This window comes from Halococcus salsus, from assembly GCF_009900715.1.
Taxonomy (GTDB): domain Archaea; phylum Halobacteriota; class Halobacteria; order Halobacteriales; family Halococcaceae; genus Halococcus; species Halococcus salsus.
In genome coordinates this window covers 5,061-28,855 of record NZ_JAAAJC010000013.1, presented here as the reverse complement: position 1 = coordinate 28,855, position 23,795 = coordinate 5,061, and the positions used below count along the sequence as shown (strand labels likewise).

The following is a 23,795-nucleotide window of genomic DNA, read 5'->3' as shown; positions in this document are numbered from 1 at the left end:
GGATCGAGCGAGCGAAGCAAGCCGAAGGCAGCGCGCTGGGACGGAGTTCATCGGTGGCTACGGAATGAAGACTGGCGACTCGGACCTCCGTTTCATCGAGGGGCAACTTCCCGAGCACAATGGACAAGTCGAAAGCGACGAACCACCTGCACAGCAGCTCGAACTCGCCTTACAGAACCTCGAAGCCAAGCTGAATCAGCGCGGACAGGGGATGGATGACGTGTTTCAGTTAACGCTGTATCTCACCGATATGGCCGCCTACGAATCGGTCAACGAGACCTACGAGAGATATTTCGAGGACACGTATCCGGCACGCACGACCGTCGGAGCCTGCGAACTACTCGGTGGTGCCGCAGTCACCGTCGACGCAGTCGCCGCCCTCGAATAGCACCGAACGGATACGAAGCCGGTTCCGGGCGCTCGTGATCGAGACCATCGGGACGGCGAAATCGGTGTTGCCACGGTCACGGTATTGTTGGAAGTGAAGATGGGTGACTGGCCAGCAGGGCAACTTAGACGATGAAGATATTGAACACAACACCAACGATGACACCGATTGCGACGACGGTGGTAGCGTAAACGACCAACAGCCGGCGCTTGAAGAGTTTGTTCAGGAGAATCACGTTCGGGATGCTGACACCAGCTCCGCCAACGACGAACGCGAGAACGGTCCCAATAGCGATCCCCTGTTCGCTGAGGGAAGCAGCGATTGGCAACATTCCGCTGAGGCTGACGTAGACCGGCGCACCGGCGAGCGCAGCCAGTGGCACGGCGAGCGGGTTCTCAGGTCCGAGGACGGTCTGGAGCACGTCGACTGGAACGACGCCATGAATCAGCGCCCCGATCACCATTCCGAGAATCAGATATGGAAGGGTATCGACGAAGAACGACCATGCATCACGCGCGGCGCTCTCGACGTGCTGTCTGTGGGTCTGTTCGGTTGGCGTCGGTCCTCCAGCACAGCAATCGACCGTCCCGCCGTCTGTTGCGACGGCTTGATCGGTCTCGTTAGTAATGCTGACTTCCTTGACTTGTTCGGCCAATCCCAGCCGCCCGATCACGAGTCCACCGACGACTGCCGCGACGAACGTCATGACGATGTACCAGACCGTCACCTCGATGCCGAACAGGCCGACGAGCAACAACACGGCGATCTCGTTGACGAGCGGCGAGGCCAGCAGAAACGAAAACGCGAGCCCGAGCGGCGCGCCTGCCTGCAATAATCCAGCCAGTACAGGCACAGTCGAACACGAACAGAATGGCGTCACCGCGCCCAGTCCGGCGGCAGCGACGTTCCCCGCACCCTCATCGTGCCCGCGAAGCTTTCGCTCGACCTTCTCCGGTGGGAGATACTCCTGTGCGAGGCCCACGAGGAACGACGCCCCGATGAACAGCGGGACGAGGAGGACCACGAGATGAACGAAGTAGTTCCACGAGTCGATGAGGCCGCTTTCGAGTCCTGCCGGAAGCATCTCAGGCGTCCCCCTGAACAGCGCGGGCGAGATCAAGCAGTTCGAAGACCGCGGTATCGGCGATGCGGTAGTAGCTCCACTTGCCCTTCTTCCGTGATTTGACCAGTCCCGCTTTCTTCAACTTCCGGAGGTGCGTGGCGACCGTCGATTGCGGTGCATCGAGCACGATCTGTAATTCACAGCCACAGCACTCGGACTCGCGGAGTGTTTCGAGAACGCGGAGGCGGTCTTCGTTGGCGAGCGCCTTGAATACGGCTTCTTGACCGGCAACATCTCGTTCGGGAGGGCGAGAGTCCCGCAGGGCGGCGATTCGTGCCTCCGGGTCGTCGTATAATCGGTCGAGCGCGCTGTAGGCTTCGTCAGGTGGTGAGTCTGTCTGGGACATATCGTACCTTTGCGTTTTGTATCTATTCGCAGCAGTTCTCCGATTCGGTTTCGGGCGAATCCTGTGTGATTTCCTCAACAGTAGCCCCGCAACAGTCGGATTCTGTGTCCTGTTCGTAGCGTGCTGTGAGACGATCCCAGATGCGACCGAGAGTACTCTGTGACATCGCACCAAATCGTATTTTCGCAATCTATTTGAAGATTGCGGTGGGCGATAAATCGTTGAGTGTTGATAGACGACGATCTCGATCTGAAGCCAGGCAGGTAGATTGCTCATACACGATTCGATTCGAAATCAACATCATCAGGGCTATTCCACAGACCATCATTTAATAACAAATATGTTCACCCGATCTCTGGTTCAGGGGATTCTCCCGTAGCGGGTCAGATGAGTTCTCCGGCAATACCTGAGCTGAAGTCGGCTAGGTAGATTGTTCATGCATAGATCTCTTCGGAAATTTGTGCTGCCGGGATGGGCTTTGGGTTCCGTGTCTCTGAAAACACCCATCTACAACCTCCACCATTTAATCCCGAGGCGCAACAACCGGGCGAATATGACGGAGCAACTGGATAATGGTATCCGTGTGTGGTTGGTCGAACGAACCTACTCCGACGACGAGCAGAACCTGATCATCCTCACCTACGCAACTCCCGATGGTGAGCAGTACTACCGCAAAGAACGAGCACTAACCTCCTTTACCGATGTTCGCGACACCACGGCGGCTGTCGACGCTGACCCGAGCAATCTCGGCTCCGTCGACGATACCGACCTTCAAGAGCAATACGCTGCCGAAGCACAGCGGATGCAGGAAACTCACGATCACGACGATGTGATCTAACCCCAGTAACCAAATCCGGGCGGTCTAAAGCCATGTATTATGCCTCCGAGCCAGCTATAGTAGTGTATGCGCGAGCTCGTCTTCGCTCTCGAATACGAACCTAAGTGCAACAGGGTGGCAGATACTCTCGCTGACCATCCAGACGCTTGGATTCGATCGCTCTCGCTGCACGCCACCGAGAACCGTCTCTGGCGCGTCGATCACGCCACCGGGACACCCGACGCTCTCGCTGATATCGAAGACGCCTTTCTCAACAGCGACTACTATGCAGACTGTCTCGCAACCGAGGACTGTGATGCTACCCAGACTACACAGATCCTTGACCAGACTGATGACACGCTCGTTCTCTACTCGTACTGGGAGCGCACCCCTCTTTGCTCGTCCATCCCCCACATCGCACGCGACCACCTCGGCGATGGTCTACTGTTCGACACGCGCCACGAGAGTCGTCACTACACCTGGCGCATCATCCATTCCGGCGAGGGCGACGTGAGTGCGTTCTTCGATGAGCTCGCAACTGCCGTCGGCGACTGTGCCCGAACGGAAATACTCCGAACGGCCGCCACCTCGACCTCGACAAACAATACGAACGACAGAACAACCCAGCTCTCGCCAGAACAAGAGGCTGCTCTTCAGGCTGCCGTCGAACACGGCTATTACGAGTCGCCCCGAGAGATCGACGTAGGTGGACTAGCAGAGCACCTCAACGTGCCTCGGTCGACGCTCACCTACCGACTTCGACGGGCGGAAGAACACCTTGCGAAGGAGCACGTTGCTCACGAAAATCTCCCTTCGGAGCCGTCGATATCACCCTGACCTGACTTCCCGTTTGGAAAATTCCAACTAAGGCTTATCGAGTTGACTCCCCTATCTCACGGTGATGACCGAGAACGTGGATGCAGTGGAACAGACGGGCGACAGTAAGCAGGCGCGAGAACTGTCCGTCCGGCTTGCCGTTCCGGAGATGGACTGTCCCTCGTGCGCGCAGAAGGTCGGTAAGGCACTCCAACGCGTCGACGGGATCACTGACACGACCCTCCAGCCGACCACTGGCACGGCTACGGTGACCTATAATTCTGACCGTGTGACCGAGGCCGACGTGGTTGCAGCCATTGAGGGTGCGGGCTACGACGTCGTCGGCGATGAAAGCGATTCTCGTGAGGAATCGACCGGAGGAGTGGAAATCGCGCCTCCCTCGGAGATCTGGACGAGTTCGCGCGCCATCAAAACCTGGATCGGAGCAGGGTTTCTCGTGTTCGGTCTCCTCTTCGAGTTCGTACTCACTGGGCAAAACATCGAGGCTGCAACCGTCCTCGACTATCCGCTCACACTCGCGGACGGGCTATTTTTCGTCGCAATCGCCGTCAGCGGCTATCCCGTCGTTCGCGGAGGCTACTACTCCGCGAAGAACCTGAGTCTCGACATCGACTTCCTGATGGGGACGGCGATCATCGCCGCCACCGGCATCGGCTACTTCGTCGAAGCCGCGACACTAGCCGTCCTGTTCAGCATCGCGGAGTTGCTTGAAGATTACGCGATGGATAGAGCACGCAACTCGCTGCGTGAACTGATGGAACTCTCGCCGGATGAGGCCACGGTCCGCCGGAATGGCGATGAGGTGACTGTAGCGGCCGAGGACGTGGACGTAGGCGAAACCGTCATCGTCCGTCCCGGCGAGAAGATCCCACTCGACGGCTCAGTTGTCGAGGGCGAGAGTGCGGTCGATGAGTCTTCAATCACCGGAGAGAGCGTACCTATCGACAAATCTTCCGGCGATGAAGTGTTTGCCGGAAGTATCAACGCGGAAGGCTATCTCGAAGTAGAGGTCACCTCAACGGCGGGTGATTCGACGCTCTCGAAAATCATCGAGATGGTGCAGGGAGCACAGGAGAAGAAAACCGAAAAGGAGCAGTTCGTCGATCGCTTTTCGGGCTACTACACGCCGATAGTGGTCGTGCTGGCAATTCTCACCGCTGCCGTGCCGCCACTCGCGTTCGGATGGCCGTGGCAGACGTGGTTCATCCGTGGTCTCACCCTACTTGTGATCGCGTGCCCGTGCGCATTCGTCATCTCGACGCCCGTTTCGGTCGTTTCCGGGATTACGAGTGCCGCGAAGAACGGCGTGCTCATCAAAGGAGGAAATCACCTCGAAGCAATGGGCGAAATCGACGCTATCGCGATGGACAAAACCGGGACGCTCACGAAGGGTGAACTCACGGTCACTGACGTGATTCCGTTCGGAGACTACAGTGAGTCAGATGTGCTCCGATACGGTGCCGGGTTAGAACAGCGGAGTGAACATCCGATTGCTGAGGCGATTCTCACCCATACTGAGGACTCTGAGGGAATCGATCTTCCTCCTGTCTCGAATTTCGAGAGCCTGACTGGAAAGGGCATTCAAGCTACTATCGACGGTGAGACGTACTATGCAGGCAAACCAGCACTATTCGGGGAACTCGGCTTCGACCTCCCCCAAGCTCGCAGCGTAACTGACGGTGGGGTCGTACCGGAGGAGGTCACTGAGAATTCTAGTCCCGAAGAGGCGGAGAAGGAGTACGCTGACCATGTGTTGGCCGGACTTGAGGAGGAGGGACGAACGGTCGTCCTCATTGGAACGGAAACAGAGTTGCTGGGTGGCATCGCAATTGCTGATGAGGTACGTCCGATCTCACAACGCGCTGTCGAGCGCCTGCATGAGTTGGGTATCGGTCATGTTGTAATGCTCACGGGCGACAATGAGGGAACGGCCCAGGCGATTGCCGAGCAGGTCGGCGTTGACGAGTACCACGCGGAACTCCTCCCTGACCAGAAGGTCGAAGCAATCGATGAGTTGAGTGATGAATACGGCGACGTTGCGATGGTTGGCGACGGCGTGAACGATGCGCCAGCGCTTGCGACCGCGACTGTCGGGATTGCGATGGGGGCTGCCGGAACGGATACAGCGCTTGAAACTGCTGATATCGCACTTATGGGTGACGATCTCTCGAAACTGCCGTACCTCTACGAGCTGTCGGACAAAGCAGGAAACGTGATTCAACAGAACATCTGGACGAGTCTCGGCGCGAAGGCACTGCTCGCGATCGGCGTCCCGCTCGGCTACGTCAGCGTTGCGGTGGCCGTGGTTGTCGGCGATATGGGTATGAGCCTCGGTGTCACTGGCAATGCGATGCGTCTCTCGCGGATGGTTCCCGACACGCTACGGGGAGGCGACTCCTCGAAATGAGTAGCGAGCGGCGCGCTCACGCCGACACTCGATCCGGAGCTCAACAACCACTACGGGACGGGGATCAATACTGTGCAGACCGGCGATGTCCTCGAACTTTCTATCGAAACCCCACGCAAGCCGCCCGACACGAGGGCTACGAGACCGCATTCCTTCAGACAGCTACGACTCGGATCACCGTCGGGTAGCGAATCGAGACCAGTGAGCCCAGACCAATCGGTACTATCCTGATGATGGGCACCCAAACCGAAATCTACAACGAAAAAGCCTCTGGGCGGGCGCTACTCCGAGGCGACGAACTGTTACTAGGGAAGGACCTGGTTCATTGAGCGCGCCGTATCGAACGCATCGGGTGCCGCTTGACGGAGACTTAACGTGCCGAAGTAACTCGCGTGTCGGGCCTCGACTGAGTGGATATTGGGTGCTGACGTGAGTACCTCCGAACTGGAGATGAATGATGCGGCACCAGCGTATGCCGACATGCCAATGTCTTTGAAATGGGCCGCGGTCGCGACGAACTCGGAGACGGTCTCGTATCCGACCTTGTACTCGGCTTCCTGAACAGGGGTACCACCGGGGTCGGTGATTGTCGTGGTCAGTGCCTCAACGTGCGCCTTCTCATGATCACGAATCTCTTCGAACCTACGATTGTATGGCGACTTCGTAAGGTTAGTTTTCTTCAGTCTGCCTGTACGCTCGGGGGCGAGGAACGCTCGTTAATTTCACACGCTGGCGAATTGACTAGCGATTTGGCGGCGTGCAGGAGACTCCCGGTGAGGAGTGCGATGCTCGTGGCGAGAAAGAGCGTTCCAGCAGGTGAAGCGAGGTCGACGAACAACCAGTAGATGGGTGCAGCAGCCGAAGAACCCGCGACCAGGATGACGAACTGTCCGATGATCGGCCCACAGCAACTACACGCGTTCGCTCCAACGAACGCCGCCGTTCCGACGCTGCTCTCGGTTACCTCCGTCTTCTCTCCCGATGTCCAGAGACGAGCGATAATCGCAGCATTGAGGCCGATCAGCCCGCCGAGCATCCCGACAATGATGAAAACGCCGACCGAGAGCATTCCCACGAAAGGAATCGTTGGGAAGAACCATTCGAGCGTGGGCCAGGTCACGAGTGGGAACAGTGTCGGCAGCGTCGTTACGGTGGCCGTCTGCGGTGCGTTGAGACCTTCCTCCGGTACGAAGGAGAAGAAGCCGGCCGCGAACATGAAAAAGAGCCCGGCGGTGAGCGCGACGCCACCACCGAACCGACGTGCCGTCCGGTCCCGAAGCACCGACCGGATCGCGCCAGCACAGTCCTGCCAGAGAATGTACCCGACGGTAAGCGGAACGCTGAGGACGAGCGCGTACCCGAGTGGATTAGTGTACTCGCCCATCCCAGTAAGTGCCGGATAGGCGATCCAGAGGCCTAGTTCGATTCCCAGAATGGAATACTCGGGCCGTGTTGGCCATTGGAGCCGGCCGAGAAGGAGGCTCCCGGTCATCATCACGAATCCGAGTAGTAGCGCAATGGGCTGGTACCACGCCCGTGGAAACGGAATCGAACTCGCTGTGTACTCAGTCGCGGTAGCTAACTGCGTGAACAGGACACCACCGACCGCAGCCAGCACCAGCCCAGCGAAGACGCTCCAGAGCGCGTAGTGTGAGTAGGTCGGCTTGAGTACTCGCGGCAGATACGCGCTAACAGCGGCCATTCCGAGCCCGAGTCCAATCAAGAATAGGGCATGCCACTGCTCGAGGTGAACACCGCCAGCGTAGACGTGAGTACCACTGGTACCGTGGGCTGCGGCGAGTGGGGTCGCACAGAGAGCAACGAGAACAGTCCCGAGCCACACGACGACTTGGGTAGTTCGGCGTGACTGCCAACCCGCGGATAACCCGTTGCTCTCAACGCCCGGGAAACTCATATTTGACTCTCAGATCTCTACGGACATGATTCCGTCGAACAAGCAATACAACGTTCATTCTGATCGTATTCGTATTCAGTCGCAGAACAATTCTCTGGTGGTCTTTACGACTTCTAGTACAGAGATATCTGTGTAGTTATCCGGCTAGATATGCCGAAAATAGAGAGACGAAGGAATATTGCTGTCCAGTTCGACAAGATTTGCATGACGACGAAGACAGACAGTATCTCCGGACGAAGTATCCTCAGCGTGATATCTGGTTTCACTGTTTTTGTAGTTGCAGGGGTCGGCTATTTTCTCGGGTCTATAGATCCGTCTCCAACAACGACCTTCTTGGGAGTCACTTTTCCTCAAACGCCAATCAGTATGGCAGTTTTTGGTGTTGCTTTTGCCCTGCTCAGCTTTCTCATCATCTACACACTCATTAACACACTATCGTAGATGAATCTGGAAACGAGATCGAGCGAGATAGGTTTTGTAGACGCTGGATATAGCAAGACCAGAGAAGACGGAAGTTGAGTCAAATCAGAGTGAGCGATAGCTATTTGCAAGAACGAGGATTGCTCCTGTAGCCATCAACCCTGCAGCAACAACCGGCGTCACGAATCCAGCAACTGCGAGTGGAATCCCAATAAGCGGCGTCACGAGAGCCAGCCCAAGGCTTTCTAACAATCGTCGTCGAGTCTGTTGGGCAATAGTAAACAGCTCAGCAAACGGTGCAAGTGTATCGTCTGTTATCAGGGCGTCCGCAACTGTGACTGTGAAATCACTCCCAGAAACCATTGCAACGCCTAGATCAGCTGATGCCAGCGCCGGCGCATCGTTTGTCCCGTCTCCTACCATCGCGACTGTCCCCTCACTTTTGAGATCCGCGATGATCTCCTCCTTTGCTTCCGGAGAGACATCGGCGTACACTTCATCTATTCCGGGATGATTCTCGAACTGTTTAGCGACGAGCGGGTCGTCGCCTGTTATAACAACTATCTGTCGATTGTCTGTATCGAGTTCTTCAATTACGTCCTCCCAGCGATCACGGGGGGTATCCGCAAGCGCGATGACACCGACCGCTTTTCCTTCCCACCCAACAACAGTTGGCAGCTCACCGCGTTCTCGTATCTGCGAGATAGTGGTCCGAATCGATGGAGGGCACTCCCAGTCGAGTTCATTAAAGAGAGCGGGATTTCCGACTGCTGTTTCCATTCCTTCTACGGTTGCCACGACTCCGTACTGATAACGCTCAAAGTCAGAGCTCTCCACAGGACTTCCGACACGCGCTCGTATAGCCGCTGCAATCGGATGCGCTGAATAGGATTCGACTGCCGCTGCTCGACGAAGTAGCTTATCAGTGTTTTCTGTTGTTTCAATATCGACAATCTGCATTTCACCTGTTGTAAGTGTGCCTGTCTTGTCGAACGCAATAACGTCAGCATCCCTGATCCGCTCAAGAGTCGTTTGGTCAAGAATCGGGACTCCGCGATCGGCCGCAACAGCCACACCTCGACCGATGGCTAGCGGTGCCACTAAACTCAGTGCGATAGGACAGGCGACGATGATAACTGTGAGAGCCGTCTGGAAAGCCGTGTCAACTATTGCTCCTAGAACAATCCACGCGACAAAGGTTGCAATGGAGAGACCGCCTACGAAGAGTGTGTAGACTGCTATGATACGATTCGTGAGGCGTTCAGTAGTTAGCTGGTCGGCTTGAAGATTCCAAACCAAGTCACGGAGTTGGTCGAGTGTACTGGTTGCGCCCTCGCCGACTTGCACTTCAAATGCCCCATCAATGGCAGCTGACCCTCCAATCACTTCATCACCCGGCAGCTTTCGCTGTGGACGTGCCTCCCCAGTAACAAGTGCTTCGTTGACCGTACCCTGGCCGTCCAGGATTACCCCATCTAGGGGTATTTGCTCGCCTGGCCGCACAAAAAATCGGTCCCCAGGCTCGCAGTCATCAACTGCTACCGACTCCATCTCTCCGTCCTCGGAGAGGCGATGGACAGGTGTTTCTGTAGCACTGAGACGCTCAGCGAGACCTTTCACTGCGCGGCGTTTGTACTTGGCACGGATGTAGTTACCAACCGTTGCAACCACGATAATTGTGGTCGCGACGTCGAAGAAAACGTACAAGCGGCCAAAAAACGCCAGTGAGACGATTGAATAACTGTACGTAACGAGTGCAGAAAGGGAAATGAGAACATCGACTGTCAACTGATTCTCTCGGAGACTGATGTATGCTGAGCGGAGGATCGGAAATCCCACTCCAAAAATAATTACCGTCGTGAACAGAGCCAGTGGGCCATAGAGACCAACAATGATGATGTGGCTTTCCAAGAAATTCCGAGGGAAAATACCGAGGTAGACTGGGTAAAAGAATGCAATGTAGAAGAGGTAGACCAAAGAGATGACAATAAACGAAAATATCATCCGGAAATGTTGAAAATCAAAATCGCTCCGTTCCCCCGCTGTTTCTCCTGGGGTAGGCTCTGATGCACGATAGCCCCACTGCGAGAGATTATCCTCAATTGTCTCTCGGTCGGTCTCGTCTAAAGCATACTCAACGCGCATCACCTCTGTTGTATAGCTAGCTGAAGCATCTTGTACACCTTCAGTATCAGTAGCAAGCCGCTCAAGATACGATTCACAAGCGCGAGTATGCATTCCGCTTATTGAGAAGTACTCAGTGATGGTATTGCTATCTGAAGTGGTTAAGGTCGCATTCGTCTGAGCGGGAACAGTGTTAGTCATAAAGGATAGTGTTTTGTTTGATGGTCTTCGGTCCAGATAGGATGGCTGTGCAAATCATACTAACAGACGAGTCGCTCAGATGAGTGTGTCAAGAGGTTGCTGAATTGTTTGTTTTCCACGATAATCAACTTGTTGTGACGAGGTAGAGGCTAGCGAACTGTATTGCGTTATACGCACCGTGAATGAGTGCTGGGACAGTCAAATTTTGAGTTAATTCATATGTCCCTCCAAGGATGAGAGCAAGAACGAATACTAATCCAATATATAGAAATTTTCCCTCACCGGAGAGAGAGAAGAAATGGATAGAGGCAAACAGTGCACTAGCAAGGACTACTGTTTGGATAGGATCGAACGCTTCTCGCAACGCTCCTTGAACAATCCCTCTAAATAGTAATTCTTCACCAGGCCCAACTACTAAAAATGAAAGAGGTATTAGTAAGAGAAGGACTAATGGGTTTTGTTCACCTACAGCGATGATCTGATTCTGAGCTATATCGTATCCAAAATATTCAGTGATCAGTGAGAATCCCGTCATCAGGACGAGCAATCCAATAATACCTACAAGGGTAACACCAAGGTCACGCAAGTTAGGTAGGGAAAAAGAGAAGAATGAGAACTCTAAATTGCGGACTTTGAGATATAGGTAGCCAAGCAAACCAAAAGTAATCCCTTGTAGCAACACTGTACTCAGTAGTAATCGGAGCGCTGGGCGTGTTGAGACACTAACTCCTGCCACAGAGAGTCCTGAAATCGTCAATAGAACAATTCCGTTCCCCACTACATACGAACCAAAAGCTAAAACTATGGCAGTGATTATCGATCGAAATTCAAAAGAGAACTTGTTCATTTCGTTTCAGAAATGGGGATGCAACCACAAACGAGCTTCGATATCGGAAAAATAAGTATAATATACCTACTGAGTGTTATTTGTGGTGAGTATTTACCATCATTATCTACAGGAAATGAATCGAATCAGTAGAATTATACCGAACACTATGCTCAGTTCTATCATTCAATGCGCTTACCATCTCGCCAGCGTACGGGAATAGTACTGGTTCTCATAGCTATCGTAGGTATTGTTGTTTCATTTGGACTGAGTGCAGCGACCGCACCTAGTTTGAGTAGTGAGGACTCAAATGGTACGGCTGAACGTGGTCAAACCCTGGTAGGGATGCAGGCAGCAGGCCAAGTAGCTATGTTAAATGCAAATAGCAGCCCAGTCTGGACGACAGGAGCGGGAAACGTGGACTACTTTGATGTAACCATGCTAGAAAATGGAACAGTTCTTACAGGCTTTATTGTTGAGGGTCAGCAATCCTGTGGACAATATCAATCACCATGTTCTCGGACAGGCTTTCGGATTATAGATCCAGATCCAGAGCCACGCATTATCAGCGAATGGACTTTCCCAGTACGAACGAAGTTGAATAGTGAAGTTCACGACGCGAATCTGCTGCCGAGTGGCGAGATCCTCATGACCGATATGGACAACGAACGGATCTTCACTGTTGCACCAAATGGGAGCGTGACTTGGCAGTGGAATGGAAGTGAACGATACGATGCGCCACCTGACCCTACTCAAACGGATTGGCTCCATATCAACGATGTAGATAGAATTAGCCCTGATCGATATATGGTTTCAGTCCGCAACGCTAACCAGCTTGTAGTTGTTGAGCGTGGAGAAGGAGTTGTTGACGTAATTAACGAAGATACTGAGGATAATGACGACGCTAATTGTAAAGCCAACAATGGGCTTGCAGATTACAACAATGATAGTGGAGGCGATGTACTGTGTGGTGACCCAGAAACAATGGACCACCAGCATAATCCACAATCTCTTGGGCCGAATACAACTCTTGTAGCCGATAGCGAGAATGATAGAGTCGTCGAATTACATAGAGAGAACGAAAGTTGGGAGGTCGTTTGGGGAGCAGATTCTGCAAACGGGATTGGATTCGATTGGCCTCGCGATGCTGATCGACTCCCAAACGGTAATACTCTAATCACTGACACACGCAATAATCGTATAGTGGAGGTTACACCGAACGGAGAAACTGTTTGGACCGCAGAAACAGGCATCTGGCCGTATGATGCGGAGCGCCTCCCATATGGTGAACTACTAAGCAGTAATCAGCTTGATCGGATGAATAGCTCTGGGAGTACACCTTCTGCTACAGCCCAATCAACACTGCCGCTACTTGATCAGGCACGCGCTGGACTATCGTATATCGTTCCACTACCAGCTTGGTTCCAACCATGGCATATTGGTCTATTAGTAATAGCTGCTGTTCTTTTGCTCTCTGGAGGGGGGCTAATAGTGAGTGGATACCGAAGATAATGCCTCTATAGTGAAAATCTGCCACCCAGGTTGATTCTCACACAGCAATAATCTCATAACTAGAACAACTCCCAAACGGGAAAAAGAGGTGTCCCACTAAATACTTAAAGAATACGTGGGTAGGGTGATCGTTTTGAGGAGCCTCCCGCCAAGATTGGTCATGAACTGAACTTGTCGGAATGGACAGTCCGCGGATGTGCTTCGTAGCACTGGGGGGCCCTTGGACCTAAGTGGCGATTTGGTCGTTAGATAACTGATAAAGTGGCTTGAAGACAATTATCAGGGCAATTTGGGTTAGAGTCCGGTGTAGGTCGGATTCACATCATAGTAGAGAACAAGAGCTGGTAACCCCCTTTATCGCTCCAACTCTTAGCCGTAGAGGATTTTACTATCGGCTTCATTGGTCGACTAATGATGGCTACGACGGCTGTTTTGCTAGCAGTAGCTATTGTATTAGTAGTTATGGAATTGTTGTCCATCTACTTCAAAAATTGGAAGGTAGTGGCAATAGGAGCTCTATTTTTGGTATTTGTAGTGGTTGCCTTGGTATGATAAACTCTTGTCCGCAGCGAACATCTATTGTAATCTCGTCAAACAGACTGGCGTGTGAAGCGTGTCCAATATAAGACATATGAGGTTTCGTTGCGCTATATATTCAAACTCTTTCTTCTGATCTTTAAATGTCGCAAGGTAGTTCGTGATTGACTAAACAATTGATATCTAAGTGATGGGAGAGATCCAGTCTAAGCAGTATCTCTTATTAAGCGTTACTCTGCACTATTACTGTTAGTGTTTACCTGGGTGTTATCTGTTGCTGGTTGATGGTCGTTTGATGAATCCTCTTTATCAACGCTCGCTTCATGGTTACCTTCTTCAAAATCAATAGGTCGAATCCAGTTATACCAAATAGCAATAATTGCACCACCGTATCCTACAACCCAGACAATTGTTGCTATCTGAGAGAACCCACTCATTGAAAACAAATAAGCGAGTGCTCCTGGCACAGCAACACCTATAGTAAGTATGACCGCGAACCTGACTCTGGAGCTTAATTCGGTCATGGGAAGAGGCTGAACAAACCAGTTGTTATCAATATCATCTGTGACTGGCCTACTGCTGCTGGTTGTTGATACGAGATGGCGCAAGTGCCGTTGTCTCAATTATTGTTTTGATATTCTTGAAGTGATATATGCTCCCAAAAGCCCATTCGAATCCTCTTTCACACAAATCGTTCATCCGGTCCACTTTCCTGCTTCACGAATATCAATCCTCCTGTCATACTCCCGAGATAGATTTGGCAAAGACTAGCAAAAACGGTGTATTCGAATAGCAACTCCGGGAAGGCGAATATTTAATATACTTGTGTTCTTCCGGATGTGTGCTAGAAACTTATAAATACGAAAATGACTCATCCAAGAGCCGTCCAAACCATATTTTACGATAAGATTTCATTCAGAAAATTTATATTATTCCAAACAACCAAGCGAATAAGGAACAGCTTACTTCCAAAGATAATATACTGCCAGAAACTAGCCGATGCTAGATACTAATGACGTCGGGAGCATGATTGAACTCTCACCACCCAATCCAGATAGCCGAAGCCACAAGCTATACTCTCCTGGTGATTGCACTCTTTAAATTCGTTCTTGCAAAGCCGAATCATGATGCTACGCATCTTCTCGGGTTTCCACTCACGTTTACGGGCGGGTTAACCCCCGCCACATCCATTGTCAGGGGATATCTTTTCGTTCGTAGCAGGCACTACTCCCCATGCAGCCAGAATATTGACATTCGCCCTAGTGGTGGGATCGGGTAGAGTTTCAGCGGATATAACCTACGTATCATTTCAAGGAAGGTTGTCAGGAGCGTCTTCGAAAGGACTACCTTGAGTGCTGAGCGATTTTGAATATGAGTGGATTGCCGACTCTTCGATGGCTCGTGAGAGGAATTCTCGGTATATCTGTTGTGTCTCTGTTCTTATTCAGCGGGGTGCTGACGTTTGCATACGATGCACCTACTCGGATATCAGTCGGCGCAGAAACCACTTCAGATTCGGCTACAATTGTAAGCACTCAAGGCTGGAACGCCCGCAATATCTCGCTCCCAGGTAGACCCGCACAACTTGTCTCTATTGGCCCTGATGGGGAAGTAAATTGGAAATATAATGGAACAGAAACCACTCAGAATTGGTTCTATGATGTCGACCCATTGCCCAACGGGAATCTGTTAGTTGTAAATCCAAAAAGTGGGACAACCGTTGTCTACGAATTCAATCCAAAAACGCAGCAACGAGTATGGACTGAACAATTCAAACTCTCTGACATTCATGATATAGATCTGATCAACGGAGATGAGCTGCTTGTTGCAGGCATCAACTACGACACTACGTCAGTAAGCAATGACAGCGTATTCATATATAATACATCGACAAGCAATGTCACTTGGGAGTGGAGATTTAAGAACCACTATCCAGATGACGCGGATAACGGTGTAAGTACAAAAGATTGGACTCACGTTAATGACGTCGATAAGATTTCCAACAAGGAGTATCTGGTATCTGTGCGAAATATGGACCAAGTCATTAGTATCAACCGTTCAACAAAGAAGATCGAGATGCAGCTCGGTAGTGATGACAACTATACAATACTCAATGAGCAACACAACCCTACATATCTGGAGAGTAAAGACGGTAATCCAACTATACTCGTTGCTGACTCGGAAAACGACCGGATCGTTGAGTACGAACGTACTGGAGGACCGGATGGAGCGGGAGATTGGAATCGAACATGGACATTGACCGGCGATTTAAATTGGCCTCGTGATGCCGACCGGCTTCCAAATGGAAACACGCTCGTTACAGATACAATGAATAGCCGTGTGATTGAGGTTACACCAACTGGAGACGTTGTCTGGGAGGCATACGTACCCTGGGCAACATACGATGCTGAACGATTTTCCTACGGAGATGAGGCTGGGGGCCCCACTATTCAAGACCAAGAAGCGACCGGATCGGTGACGGTTAGTGGCGCTAATGAGGTGGGGGTGGAGGGGGTACCTGCTATTCCTGCTCTGACTGTTGCGGCCACTGCAGATACTCCGCTACAGTCTCAAGTTACTGACCTTGCTGAGCGTTGGAGACGCGTATCACCTTGGTTCAAACCAGTCTGGATGCCGATTTGGGCATTTACTACTTGCCTCATTGCGCTGTTATTGCTAATCATTTGGATCATAGGAGAAGGCGCCTATCAACGATATCAAATTTGGGATTATATTACGGATGCTGTTAGAAAGAAATGAATATTGTAGTTGCCCAGTATCTATTCGATCTTTCAACGGATTATATTGGGCAATTCTGGTATAAACTTTAATTGCTACGAAATTTGATGTGGGCTGCTATAGGGTTATTTGATCTTAGATGGATATATACTCGGATGCCTGAACCGTTTACTGACGAATGTTAGATCGAAACGCAATTGTTGCTGCTAACTACTTGCCAATAGTGAGCAATGTCGAAGTCTAAGGAGACTGCACTCTCGCTAATTGCTGAAAATAGCGAGTTTGAAGATGCTCTCTCAGTAGTACTTGCACAAGCTCAACAAGATGCCACCAGCAATTCATCAGCTAAGGAGACCCAGCTAGGTACCGTTGCGTGGGACGATGTGAACAACAAACTCACAAGCGGTCAATGGGGTAGACTAATTGAGACTGGAATATTACATGACGGGATCGGTAACGGATTTGCAATTTCTAACCCTAACGACATACAGGCTCTACTTGACGATGGGCCCACAGATATACAAAGAAACGATAAGGATAGTAGTTCAGGCTGGTCGATTTATGACAAAATTGCCGCATTTGTTGCTATATCGTTTATCCCTGCCTATCAAATCCAAAATCTCCAGAACCTAATCGCTAGTACGGTAGATATTATTATGGGGCCCATAGATTCAATTCTACCGTTTTATGTTATGATAATTATACTCTCAGTATTCACCGGGTTTTATTCGACTTTCCTGCAATCTTGGCTTATGGATACAGAAAAAATGGGGGTAGTGCAAGAGAAGATGAGAGGTATCCAAAAGCGCCGTGAAAAGGCCAGAGAGCGTGATGATGATGCTGCTTTAGAGCGTATCCAAGAGGAACAGATGGATGCTATGAGCGATCAGCTAGGAATGTTTAAATCGATGTTCCGACCAATGGTTTGGATAATGTTGATTACTATACCTGCTTTTCTTTGGATGTACTGGATGCTCGGTGTTGGTGGAAGTACTAGTCATATTGCAGTAGCAGAAAGTAGCATAGTTCTCCCCCTACTGGGACAAGTTGAATGGACCGAAGGAATTGCTGGACCTTTACAGACGTGGATTGTCTGGTACGGAATCTGTTCTTTTGTCTTCCGTCTAGTCATACAAAAATCACTTGGTCTTCAGGTTAGTCCTACCTGATTTTGAAGCCACTAATCAATTAGTAAGATTGGTCGGTGCTGATGTCTCCTCTAAAATATTGGCGGTCGTCTCAGTATCAAAGGGTCATTTGGAGATCATTCAATAGGTTGACTTAGTTTAACTAATAACCAGTATGAACGCTAATATTGCCATTACAAGTGTGATGCTAGTTAAAATTCCGAGGAGTAATTCTTTACTCTGCATAGAGACCAAGGGGAGGCGTGTAGACAAAAGGCTAATCCTTCGGGGGAGGAAGATTGAGAATATGTCTGGAGAATCGATAGAAAAGCGGGTTCTGACCGATCATGGGGGCCGATTCGTTGTACTTATCATCTATGTGGCCGTCGTTATCCTAGCAGGCGGGTGGGGGTACTTATTAGGCTCCCTTGGAATCAAGTCTCTCCGGCCAGTATCACTGTTTTTCCTTTTCACTCTCCAGCCGACGCCTAGTGGACTCGCAGTGTATGGGATGGGAACACTTGGAGTTGGGTTAGGTGTCATGCTTTTGCTTGTAAATTATGTCTCGCAGCACTATGATATGGATTAGCGTATAAGTAGACATCCCCATTACTTGTAGCGATAGCAATAAATCACCCACCAAATAGTCATGCAAAATAATCAATTTTCCACTACGACTTATCACTAACCCCTATGACACCAGGGACCATGGATGTAGTCCCATGCCTGTTCCCAAGAGTCTAACTCACAAACAGAACCAGATTATCTCTATTACCCGATATCAAAAGGGGAAATATTTTGCGTAGAATTCGTCAATAAGTTCGTTGTATTTTTCACCATCTTGAGATCCCCATGGGTATCGAGAAAAATAATACATGCTACCGAGGGCAAGTCCGATAGCAAGCGCAGCCTCAAAAGCTACAAAGCTGATCATGAATGTGGAAAGCCCGGCAATTATCCCTGCAAGTAGTATATCGAAGAGCTGGTGCTTTAGCGACATGTTCGTGGTAGGGAAGCCAGTGAAATAAGACATGGGATACTGCTGTATTCAGAGAGTGCTGTTGATGTGCAGATTTTGAACATTTTATAATCTGAGAGATATATAAACCGAGCTAGAAACCAAAACTCCAAAAAACGCTGATAGAGGAGGACTGCCAGCTACCATCCACATTCCTTCAGCGATTATTATTCCTGCAATTGTCGCTATATTACACGTGAGTCCAGTTGCAAGAGCGCTTGCTGCACCAGAAGAGGAGACCGGAGCGTTATGCAATCTCAGAGAACGTAACCCACGTACTAATCCAATACAACATGCGAGAGACCACCAACAAACAAGGAACCATATATGGAGAGAAATTTGGGGAGCATTCGAAGAGAAGAAAACAGCGTGTCCTAACCAAATTGGCACCAGCAGAAGCTCAGTTTCGATTACAGCGACGCATATTGAACCAATTATCTCTCTGTAATTGTACCGATACGACGTCATTCCGATATTCTTTCTCACATCTGATGATCTCATTGGCATCTCAGAAGCATAGATATGCGAGCAAGAGAATGTTCTGAAGACAATTTTCTCAGAGCCCCATTTAGGGCGATTCTCACAAAACGGGAATAAGGTCAGCGCTCATTCAACCTGGGGATGAACCATTTTTGAGGTAAGTAGGTACTGGAGTGGACGCGAGCCAGTCAAAGGCAAAATACAGTTGGATGACCATGGTCAGGAACAAACTTAGTCAATCCGAAGAAGGCAGTACTAACAAAGAGAAATTCTCTCACCCATCTCAGGAAACACTGTGCCCTGAGTGTGGAGGGAAGACTATGCACGACTCAGAACATGGAGAAACGAGGTGCCAACAGTGTGGGCTTGTTCTTACACAGGAAGCTATTGATCGTGGACCCGAATGGCGGTCCTTTTATGCCGATGAAAAAGATCGAAGAAATCGTGTCGGAGCTCCTCTCAGCCCCCTTTTGCATGACCGGGGACTAAGTACTACAATAGGGTGGCAAAACAAAGATGCCTACGGGAAACAGCTCTCTGCGGAAAAACGAACACAGATGCATCGACTCCGAAAGTGGGACAACCGATTCCGGACTAAAAATGCCCAAGACAGAAACCTAAAGCAAGCTTTCAACGAAATTAGACGGATGTCCTCAGCACTTGGACTCATTGATCCTGTCAAAGAAACCACTGGTGTTATTTATCGGCGAGCTGTTAGTGAGGGTCTTCTTCCAGGGCGTTCTATCGAAGCAATGGCGACAGCTAGCCTATATGCTGCAGCTCGCCAACATAACACACCTCGAACGCTGTCAGAGTGTGCGGCAGTTAGTCGCGTCCCGCAACTTCCAATTCAGCGAGCCTATCGATATCTCTCACGTCAACTTGGTCTTCAAATTCAGCCAGCAGACCCCATGCAGTATATCAGACAATTCGCTTCAGGCCTTGATGCAACAGAAGAGACGGAGAACTTAGCGAGAGAAATACTCAAGACTGGTAAAAGAGCAAATATCTTGAGCGGAAAAAAACCAGCTGGCCTCGCAGCTGCGGCCCTCTATTCGGCCTCACAGCTTTCTGGCGAAGAGTTCACTCAGGAAACGATAAGTAATGAATCGAAAGTCAGCCATGTAACTATTCGTGACCGCTATCATGAGTTACTGAAGATATACCTAGAGAGGAACGAAAGTTGAGTTTCAGCAAAACCGAGAAGGGATTCAGTTATCTATTTCTCATAAAGCGGCAGTGGATTACCTATGAATAAAAATCAGAACGAACTCCAGATACTCGAGATACTTGGTGTAGAGGGTCCATTACATGTGAGGAGAATTGCGGAGGAATTAGGTAAACATCCTCTCTCCGTAGACCGAATTTGCTCCCGGTTGTACAAAACAGGAGATATCCATTCTTGCAAACGAGGCCATTACCGACTTACTGAACGCGGGAGAGCAAGGCTCATTGGTGAATTCAGTTGAATCCTGAATTCGCTGATAGGTATTGGCCAGGGAAATTCGCCTTCTACTTGAGTTACGAGGAAAACCGCATTTTTGGCATATCTACTTGGCAAAAACTACATACTGTTTCTACAAAGGCATATTCTATAAAAGAAGTGGATAGAATCAACTACTCACCGTCAACTGGATGCTGAAACCAGACAATGGGAACTAAGCGAGAGAGTGATGAGGACAATCCAACGATTGAACAAATCCTTGAAGCGCTGGGCGATCCCGATAGTCAAGCCATCCTTGAAGAAACAACGTCACCAATGACCGCAAAAGAAATCGCAGAGAACAAAGACATCCCGATTTCAACTCTGTATCGCAAATTAGACCTCTTAAGCAGTGCTACTCTTCTAAGAGAGATCCATACCGTTCATCAAGATCGCGGTAGAATCACACGCTACCAACGAAATTTCACAGACATTCGCATTTTCACCTTAGAGAATGGCAAATTAGATGTGGAAATGAGCCGGCCAAAACGTCCTGCAAACCACCGACTAGCAGATATGTGGTCGACAATGGGTGAGGAACTATGAGTCAAGTCGAAACGTTGGCTATATTCACTCTCAAATCAATAATAGTCGTTCTTGGTGGTGCCATTACGTACATTGCTTACAAAGCATATTTGCGGACGAAAGCCTCCTCATTACGCGCTCTTGCGTTTGGATTCGGAGTTGTCACTACTGGAGCTCTCTCTGCAGGGATTGCCCACCAAGCACTTGGAGTCTCATTCCAGGCAGGCGTTCTCATTAATAGCGTTTTGACTGTTGTTGGGTTCTCAATAATAATATATTCTCTACATCTAGAAGAATGAGACCTTCCCTCTAAAATGAATATCGGAGTCTTACGTATCATATCTCATAGACAAAGAACTGGAGATGACGAAGAAACCATATTGGAGTAATCAAAGCGAACAGTGTTCCCCAATACCATGAATTAGCTACAAGCCAGGAAATCACGGCGACTACTACTCCTAGTAGAAGCGTTGAATTGTATGCAATGGCGGACGTGACTTGTTCAACACGCTTTTCGGGAACTGGCCATGCAACTAACGTGAAACCCGTTTTTGAGTGGCGACTTATCCCAATAGAGAGTATAAGCCCTCCAAGTCCCGCCAAGGGAAATACGATGAAAATTGGCGAATAACCTCTAATGAGAATGGAGACCCCGATACCAGCCCATATCGGAGATGAGTAACTGCTGATTTCCACAGCGTGTCCTATTATCGAGGCGTCAACATCCCCTCGCATCCTATCGTGCATTTTTAGATATTTGATACTTATCTCTGTATCCTTGCTCCCTGCTTGGAGAGAGTAGCTGTTTTTCCCCCATTAGAAACTGAGGACTGTGCGCCCCCTCAATGAGATTACCGAGGGTCGAGCCGGGAAAGACGCATTGCATTCCCTGTAACTCCAAGCGTCATTCCTGCATCACCAGCGAGCACTGCCAGCCATATTGGGACGTAGCCGAATGGAACGGCTACTGCAAGGATAGCTTTCGCTGCAAGGCTTGCCCAAATGTTCTGTCGGATAACACTGTTAGCACCGTGTGCGAGTTCATAAAGATAGGGTAGCTTTGAGAGATCATCACTCATGAGCGCAATGTCAGCGGTTTCGAGAGCCGTATCCGTACCAGCAGCACCCATGGCAATTCCTACAGTCGCCGTCGCCAGGGCAGGTGCATCGTTGACGCCATCGCCAACCATTGCAACCCCATCATACGACTCATCCAGCTTCTGCATTGCTTCGACTTTTTCGTCGGGAAGAAGTTCTGCTTGGAACTCATCGACGCCAACCTCGTCGGCGATAGCTTTAGCAGTTCGTTCATTATCGCCAGTCAACATTATAATGTGTTCCACACCGGAATCATGAAGCTGCTGAATTGTCTGTTTAGCTTCAGATCTGATCTCGTCGGCTACAGCGATAATACCTTCAATTTCGTTTTCAGTACCGACGAGTACGACTGTTTTCCCCTGTGACTGTAGCTTAGGAACAACTTCTTCAAGTAGATCCACACAATTGTTCTGTTCACACACCTGACGGCTCTTCTTCGTAACGACGCCGCCGTCGGTTGTTGCGTGGGCATGGGTTAGATCGAAACCTAACTCTTCGAACAGGCCAGGCTTCCCAGCATAGTGAAGCGTCCCATCAAGATCCGCTTGGACGCCTTTTCCCGTAATACTATCAAATTCATCTACTTTACGCTCGGGAACGGCGGCTTGCTCAGCGCGGTCGACAATTGCCTCACTGATGGGGTGCTCTGACCGTGACTCTAGTCCGCGAGCACACCGGAGTACATTCTCCTCGGTGTTCTCGTTTAGAGGAACTATCGGTACTTCCCAATCGTATCTGCGGCAGGCTGAATCATTGCTCTGATTGAGGAAGATGTCTGGTTGAGGGAGTGTGTTCGACCCGACTCAGCCAGACGATCGCCTTTCTGCCACCGACGCCAAAGAACTAGCCCACGACCAGATTAGCGATCTTCCGCTCCCAGGGATCGAGGGTTCGCCCCTCGATCCCGGCGATATCTGGCCTGTCGTCGCCCGTGCTGCTGTCGGCCAGACGTCCGTCTGGGAAATCTGTTCCCAGACGGACGAGACTCCCTGCGACGATGCCGTCCGAGAGTGGCTCCATACCGTCGATCAAGACGATATCGAAGCGGCCGCCAACGAACTCCTCGCTGATCAGGCCACGGAGGTCCTCGACCTTTCACGGTCGAGGACCGTCCTCTTGGATTTCGTCGACAACCCCTATCACGGCACCTTCGACGACGAGGAAGGCGAACTCTGTCGGATGAAAGCTACTGACGGAACAACGACGTGCCATCGCTACTGCACCGCCTTCACGCTCACGACCGGCAAGCGACTCACGCTTGCTCTCACGAAGGTCCGCAGCGACGAACCCACCGCCGACGCGGTCGAGCGCGTCCTCGACCACGTCGGCTCGTTTCCCTTCGAGACCGATGTCTACCTTGCTGATCGCGGCTTCTACATCGAGCGCGTTCTTCGCAGCGCACGACAGCAAGCGCCAGTTGTCGTGCCGGTCGTCCCGAAGGGCGACCGGCTCAAGCAGAAACTCGAGACGTCCGTCTCGAAGTGGGACAGTTACACGATGTACAAAGGCCGCAAGCGGGAACTGACGTTCCCGCTCGCGGTCTGTATCTCCTATCAGAACGGTGATCGCGGCAAGAGCGGCGAGGTCGTGCGAGGCTACGCGGCCTGCGGTCTGACCGACCGCAGGCCGAAACAGATCGAGCAACTCTATCGAAAGCGTTCAGCCATCGAAACCGGCTACCGACTATTCCGCCAAGCTCGTGCCGTCACGACAACGCAGGATGTTGCGGTGCGGGTGCTGTACGTCGTCGTGAGCTTCCTGCTGAAGAACCTCTGGGTAGTGCTTCGATGGGCGGTCGTCGCCCGCCCGCGCCGAGGCGGGCGCGACCTCCCGAATCGATTCACGTTCAACACCTTCTGTGAGTGGACCAAA

21 protein-coding genes and 2 pseudogenes are annotated in these 23,795 nt (G+C 50.8%); 14 read left to right on the top strand and 9 right to left on the bottom strand.

Translation table 11 applies throughout. The features are described 5' to 3' along the window. Positions 1 to 64: 64 nt before the first annotated feature. Positions 65 to 388, top strand: coding sequence for a RidA family protein (locus GT355_RS16525; protein WP_240145864.1), 324 nt, complete (start codon positions 65 to 67; stop codon positions 386 to 388). Between the two features lie 124 nt (positions 389 to 512). On the opposite strand, the gene GT355_RS16520 is transcribed toward GT355_RS16525, so the two are convergent. Together GT355_RS16520 and GT355_RS16515 are read right to left on the bottom strand one after the other, a co-directional pair. Beyond that, positions 513 to 1,472, bottom strand: a complete 960-nt coding sequence (locus GT355_RS16520; RefSeq protein ID WP_160135635.1) for a permease — start codon at positions 1,470 to 1,472, stop codon at positions 513 to 515. A 1-nt stretch (position 1,473) separates the two neighbouring features. Next, positions 1,474 to 1,857 carry an ArsR/SmtB family transcription factor gene (locus GT355_RS16515; RefSeq protein ID WP_160135634.1) on the bottom strand — a complete coding sequence of 128 codons (384 nt, stop codon included), beginning with the start codon at positions 1,855 to 1,857 and terminating at the stop codon, positions 1,474 to 1,476. A 553-nt stretch (positions 1,858 to 2,410) separates the two neighbouring features. Between GT355_RS16515 and GT355_RS16510 the strand changes: the two genes are divergently transcribed. From GT355_RS16510 to GT355_RS18675, 4 genes and pseudogenes are all read left to right on the top strand, one after another. After that, complete coding sequence (locus GT355_RS16510) at positions 2,411 to 2,695, top strand: DUF7967 family protein (RefSeq protein ID WP_160135633.1); 285 nt, start codon at positions 2,411 to 2,413, stop codon at positions 2,693 to 2,695. Positions 2,696 to 2,761: 66 nt separating this feature from the next. Further along, entirely contained in the window at positions 2,762 to 3,511 is a 750-nt protein-coding gene (locus GT355_RS16505; RefSeq protein WP_160135632.1) for a helix-turn-helix domain-containing protein, read from the top strand. Positions 3,512 to 3,575: 64 nt separating this feature from the next. Continuing rightward, positions 3,576 to 5,918 (top strand): heavy metal translocating P-type ATPase, encoded by a 2,343-nt coding sequence (locus GT355_RS16500; protein WP_192928041.1) that lies wholly within the window; start codon positions 3,576 to 3,578, stop codon positions 5,916 to 5,918. A 54-nt stretch (positions 5,919 to 5,972) separates the two neighbouring features. After that, positions 5,973 to 6,149: pseudogene (locus tag GT355_RS18675) on the top strand (hypothetical protein); the annotation flags it as partial. Between the two features lie 74 nt (positions 6,150 to 6,223). On the opposite strand, the gene GT355_RS16495 reads toward GT355_RS18675, so the two are convergent. Both GT355_RS16495 and GT355_RS16490 read right to left on the bottom strand, forming a co-directional pair. Then, a complete protein-coding gene (locus GT355_RS16495) occupies positions 6,224 to 6,601 on the bottom strand; it encodes a ferritin-like domain-containing protein (protein ID WP_160135648.1) in 378 nt (125 codons plus the stop codon). Beyond that, positions 6,598 to 7,833: a hypothetical protein gene (locus GT355_RS16490; RefSeq protein WP_160135631.1), complete on the bottom strand. Its 1,236-nt coding sequence runs from the start codon at positions 7,831 to 7,833 to the stop codon at positions 6,598 to 6,600. The genes GT355_RS16495 and GT355_RS16490 overlap by 4 nt, the downstream gene beginning before the upstream one ends. Positions 7,834 to 8,037: 204 nt before the next feature. Here GT355_RS16490 and GT355_RS16485 point away from each other — a divergent pair, with 204 nt between their 5' ends. Continuing rightward, positions 8,038 to 8,274, top strand: coding sequence for a hypothetical protein (locus tag GT355_RS16485; protein ID WP_160135630.1), 237 nt, complete (start codon positions 8,038 to 8,040; stop codon positions 8,272 to 8,274). 84 nt (positions 8,275 to 8,358) lie between these two features. On the opposite strand, the gene GT355_RS16480 is transcribed toward GT355_RS16485, so the two are convergent. Next, the gene (locus GT355_RS16480) at positions 8,359 to 10,578 is read right to left on the bottom strand and encodes a heavy metal translocating P-type ATPase (protein ID WP_160135629.1); all 2,220 of its coding nucleotides are present in this window, start codon (positions 10,576 to 10,578) and stop codon (positions 8,359 to 8,361) included. A gap of 124 nt (positions 10,579 to 10,702) precedes the next feature. Continuing rightward, entirely contained in the window at positions 10,703 to 11,425 is a 723-nt protein-coding gene (locus GT355_RS16475) for a CPBP family intramembrane glutamic endopeptidase (protein WP_160135628.1), read from the bottom strand. A gap of 168 nt (positions 11,426 to 11,593) precedes the next feature. On the opposite strand from GT355_RS16475, the gene GT355_RS16470 reads away from it, so the two are divergent. After that, on the top strand, positions 11,594 to 12,916 hold the full coding sequence (locus GT355_RS16470; RefSeq protein ID WP_160135627.1) for an arylsulfotransferase family protein: 1,323 nt from the start codon (positions 11,594 to 11,596) through the stop codon (positions 12,914 to 12,916). 767 nt (positions 12,917 to 13,683) lie between these two features. Here GT355_RS16470 and GT355_RS18110 read toward each other — a convergent pair. Beyond that, the gene (locus GT355_RS18110; RefSeq protein WP_192928040.1) at positions 13,684 to 13,977 is read right to left on the bottom strand and encodes a DUF7996 family protein; all 294 of its coding nucleotides are present in this window, start codon (positions 13,975 to 13,977) and stop codon (positions 13,684 to 13,686) included. Positions 13,978 to 14,824: 847 nt separating this feature from the next. Here GT355_RS18110 and GT355_RS16460 point away from each other — a divergent pair. The 3 genes from GT355_RS16460 (at position 14,825) to GT355_RS16450 (ending at position 17,908) form a co-directional block, all read left to right on the top strand. Next, the gene (locus tag GT355_RS16460; RefSeq protein ID WP_160135626.1) at positions 14,825 to 16,213 is read left to right on the top strand and encodes an aryl-sulfate sulfotransferase; all 1,389 of its coding nucleotides are present in this window, start codon (positions 14,825 to 14,827) and stop codon (positions 16,211 to 16,213) included. 209 nt (positions 16,214 to 16,422) lie between these two features. Continuing rightward, complete coding sequence (locus GT355_RS16455; RefSeq protein WP_160135625.1) at positions 16,423 to 17,361, top strand: DUF106 domain-containing protein; 939 nt, start codon at positions 16,423 to 16,425, stop codon at positions 17,359 to 17,361. Positions 17,362 to 17,494: 133 nt separating this feature from the next. Next, positions 17,495 to 17,908, top strand: a complete 414-nt coding sequence (locus GT355_RS16450) for a DUF7520 family protein (protein ID WP_338036200.1) — start codon at positions 17,495 to 17,497, stop codon at positions 17,906 to 17,908. 192 nt (positions 17,909 to 18,100) lie between these two features. Here GT355_RS16450 and GT355_RS16445 read toward each other — a convergent pair whose 3' ends face one another. Continuing rightward, entirely contained in the window at positions 18,101 to 18,319 is a 219-nt protein-coding gene (locus GT355_RS16445) for a hypothetical protein (protein ID WP_160135624.1), read from the bottom strand. 713 nt (positions 18,320 to 19,032) lie between these two features. Here GT355_RS16445 and GT355_RS16440 point away from each other — a divergent pair. The 3 genes from GT355_RS16440 to GT355_RS16430 all read left to right on the top strand — a co-directional run bounded on the left by GT355_RS16440 (position 19,033) and on the right by GT355_RS16430 (position 21,124). Then, complete coding sequence (locus GT355_RS16440; protein ID WP_160135646.1) at positions 19,033 to 20,004, top strand: transcription initiation factor IIB; 972 nt, start codon at positions 19,033 to 19,035, stop codon at positions 20,002 to 20,004. A 464-nt stretch (positions 20,005 to 20,468) separates the two neighbouring features. Continuing rightward, a complete protein-coding gene (locus tag GT355_RS16435; protein ID WP_160135623.1) occupies positions 20,469 to 20,846 on the top strand; it encodes a winged helix-turn-helix domain-containing protein in 378 nt (125 codons plus the stop codon). Continuing rightward, positions 20,843 to 21,124, top strand: coding sequence for a DUF7521 family protein (locus tag GT355_RS16430; RefSeq protein WP_160135622.1), 282 nt, complete (start codon positions 20,843 to 20,845; stop codon positions 21,122 to 21,124). Before GT355_RS16435 ends, GT355_RS16430 begins: the two co-directional genes overlap by 4 nt. Before the next feature lie 552 nt (positions 21,125 to 21,676). On the opposite strand, the pseudogene GT355_RS16425 reads toward GT355_RS16430, so the two are convergent. Then, a pseudogene (locus GT355_RS16425) lies at positions 21,677 to 22,639 on the bottom strand (heavy metal translocating P-type ATPase); the annotation flags it as partial. Positions 22,640 to 22,712: 73 nt separating this feature from the next. Here GT355_RS16425 and GT355_RS16420 point away from each other — a divergent pair. After that, the coding region (locus GT355_RS16420) for an ISH3 family transposase (RefSeq protein WP_240145862.1) at positions 22,713 to 23,795 on the top strand (1,083 nt) is incomplete at its 3' end.

Bases quoted from the DNA above. Each gene is read 5' to 3' on its own strand.
- GT355_RS16525 (WP_240145864.1), top strand. From the start codon at position 65: ATGAAGACTGGCGACTCGGACCTCCGTTTCATCGAGGGGCAACTTCCC.
- GT355_RS16520 (WP_160135635.1), bottom strand. From the start codon at position 1,472: ATGCTTCCGGCAGGACTCGAAAGCGGCCTCATCGACTCGTGGAACTAC.
- GT355_RS16515 (WP_160135634.1), bottom strand. From the start codon at position 1,857: ATGTCCCAGACAGACTCACCACCTGACGAAGCCTACAGCGCGCTCGAC.
- GT355_RS16510 (WP_160135633.1), top strand. From the start codon at position 2,411: ATGACGGAGCAACTGGATAATGGTATCCGTGTGTGGTTGGTCGAACGA.
- GT355_RS16505 (WP_160135632.1), top strand. From the start codon at position 2,762: ATGCGCGAGCTCGTCTTCGCTCTCGAATACGAACCTAAGTGCAACAGG.
- GT355_RS16500 (WP_192928041.1), top strand. From the start codon at position 3,576: ATGACCGAGAACGTGGATGCAGTGGAACAGACGGGCGACAGTAAGCAG.
- GT355_RS16490 (WP_160135631.1), bottom strand. From the start codon at position 7,833: ATGAGTTTCCCGGGCGTTGAGAGCAACGGGTTATCCGCGGGTTGGCAG.
- GT355_RS16485 (WP_160135630.1), top strand. From the start codon at position 8,038: ATGACGACGAAGACAGACAGTATCTCCGGACGAAGTATCCTCAGCGTG.
- GT355_RS16480 (WP_160135629.1), bottom strand. From the start codon at position 10,578: ATGACTAACACTGTTCCCGCTCAGACGAATGCGACCTTAACCACTTCA.
- GT355_RS16475 (WP_160135628.1), bottom strand. From the start codon at position 11,425: ATGAACAAGTTCTCTTTTGAATTTCGATCGATAATCACTGCCATAGTT.
- GT355_RS16470 (WP_160135627.1), top strand. From the start codon at position 11,594: ATGCGCTTACCATCTCGCCAGCGTACGGGAATAGTACTGGTTCTCATA.
- GT355_RS18110 (WP_192928040.1), bottom strand. From the start codon at position 13,977: ATGACCGAATTAAGCTCCAGAGTCAGGTTCGCGGTCATACTTACTATA.
- GT355_RS16460 (WP_160135626.1), top strand. From the start codon at position 14,825: ATGAGTGGATTGCCGACTCTTCGATGGCTCGTGAGAGGAATTCTCGGT.
- GT355_RS16455 (WP_160135625.1), top strand. From the start codon at position 16,423: ATGTCGAAGTCTAAGGAGACTGCACTCTCGCTAATTGCTGAAAATAGC.
- GT355_RS16450 (WP_338036200.1), top strand. From the start codon at position 17,495: ATGAACGCTAATATTGCCATTACAAGTGTGATGCTAGTTAAAATTCCG.
- GT355_RS16445 (WP_160135624.1), bottom strand. From the start codon at position 18,319: ATGTCGCTAAAGCACCAGCTCTTCGATATACTACTTGCAGGGATAATT.
- GT355_RS16440 (WP_160135646.1), top strand. From the start codon at position 19,033: ATGGTCAGGAACAAACTTAGTCAATCCGAAGAAGGCAGTACTAACAAA.
- GT355_RS16435 (WP_160135623.1), top strand. From the start codon at position 20,469: ATGGGAACTAAGCGAGAGAGTGATGAGGACAATCCAACGATTGAACAA.
- GT355_RS16430 (WP_160135622.1), top strand. From the start codon at position 20,843: ATGAGTCAAGTCGAAACGTTGGCTATATTCACTCTCAAATCAATAATA.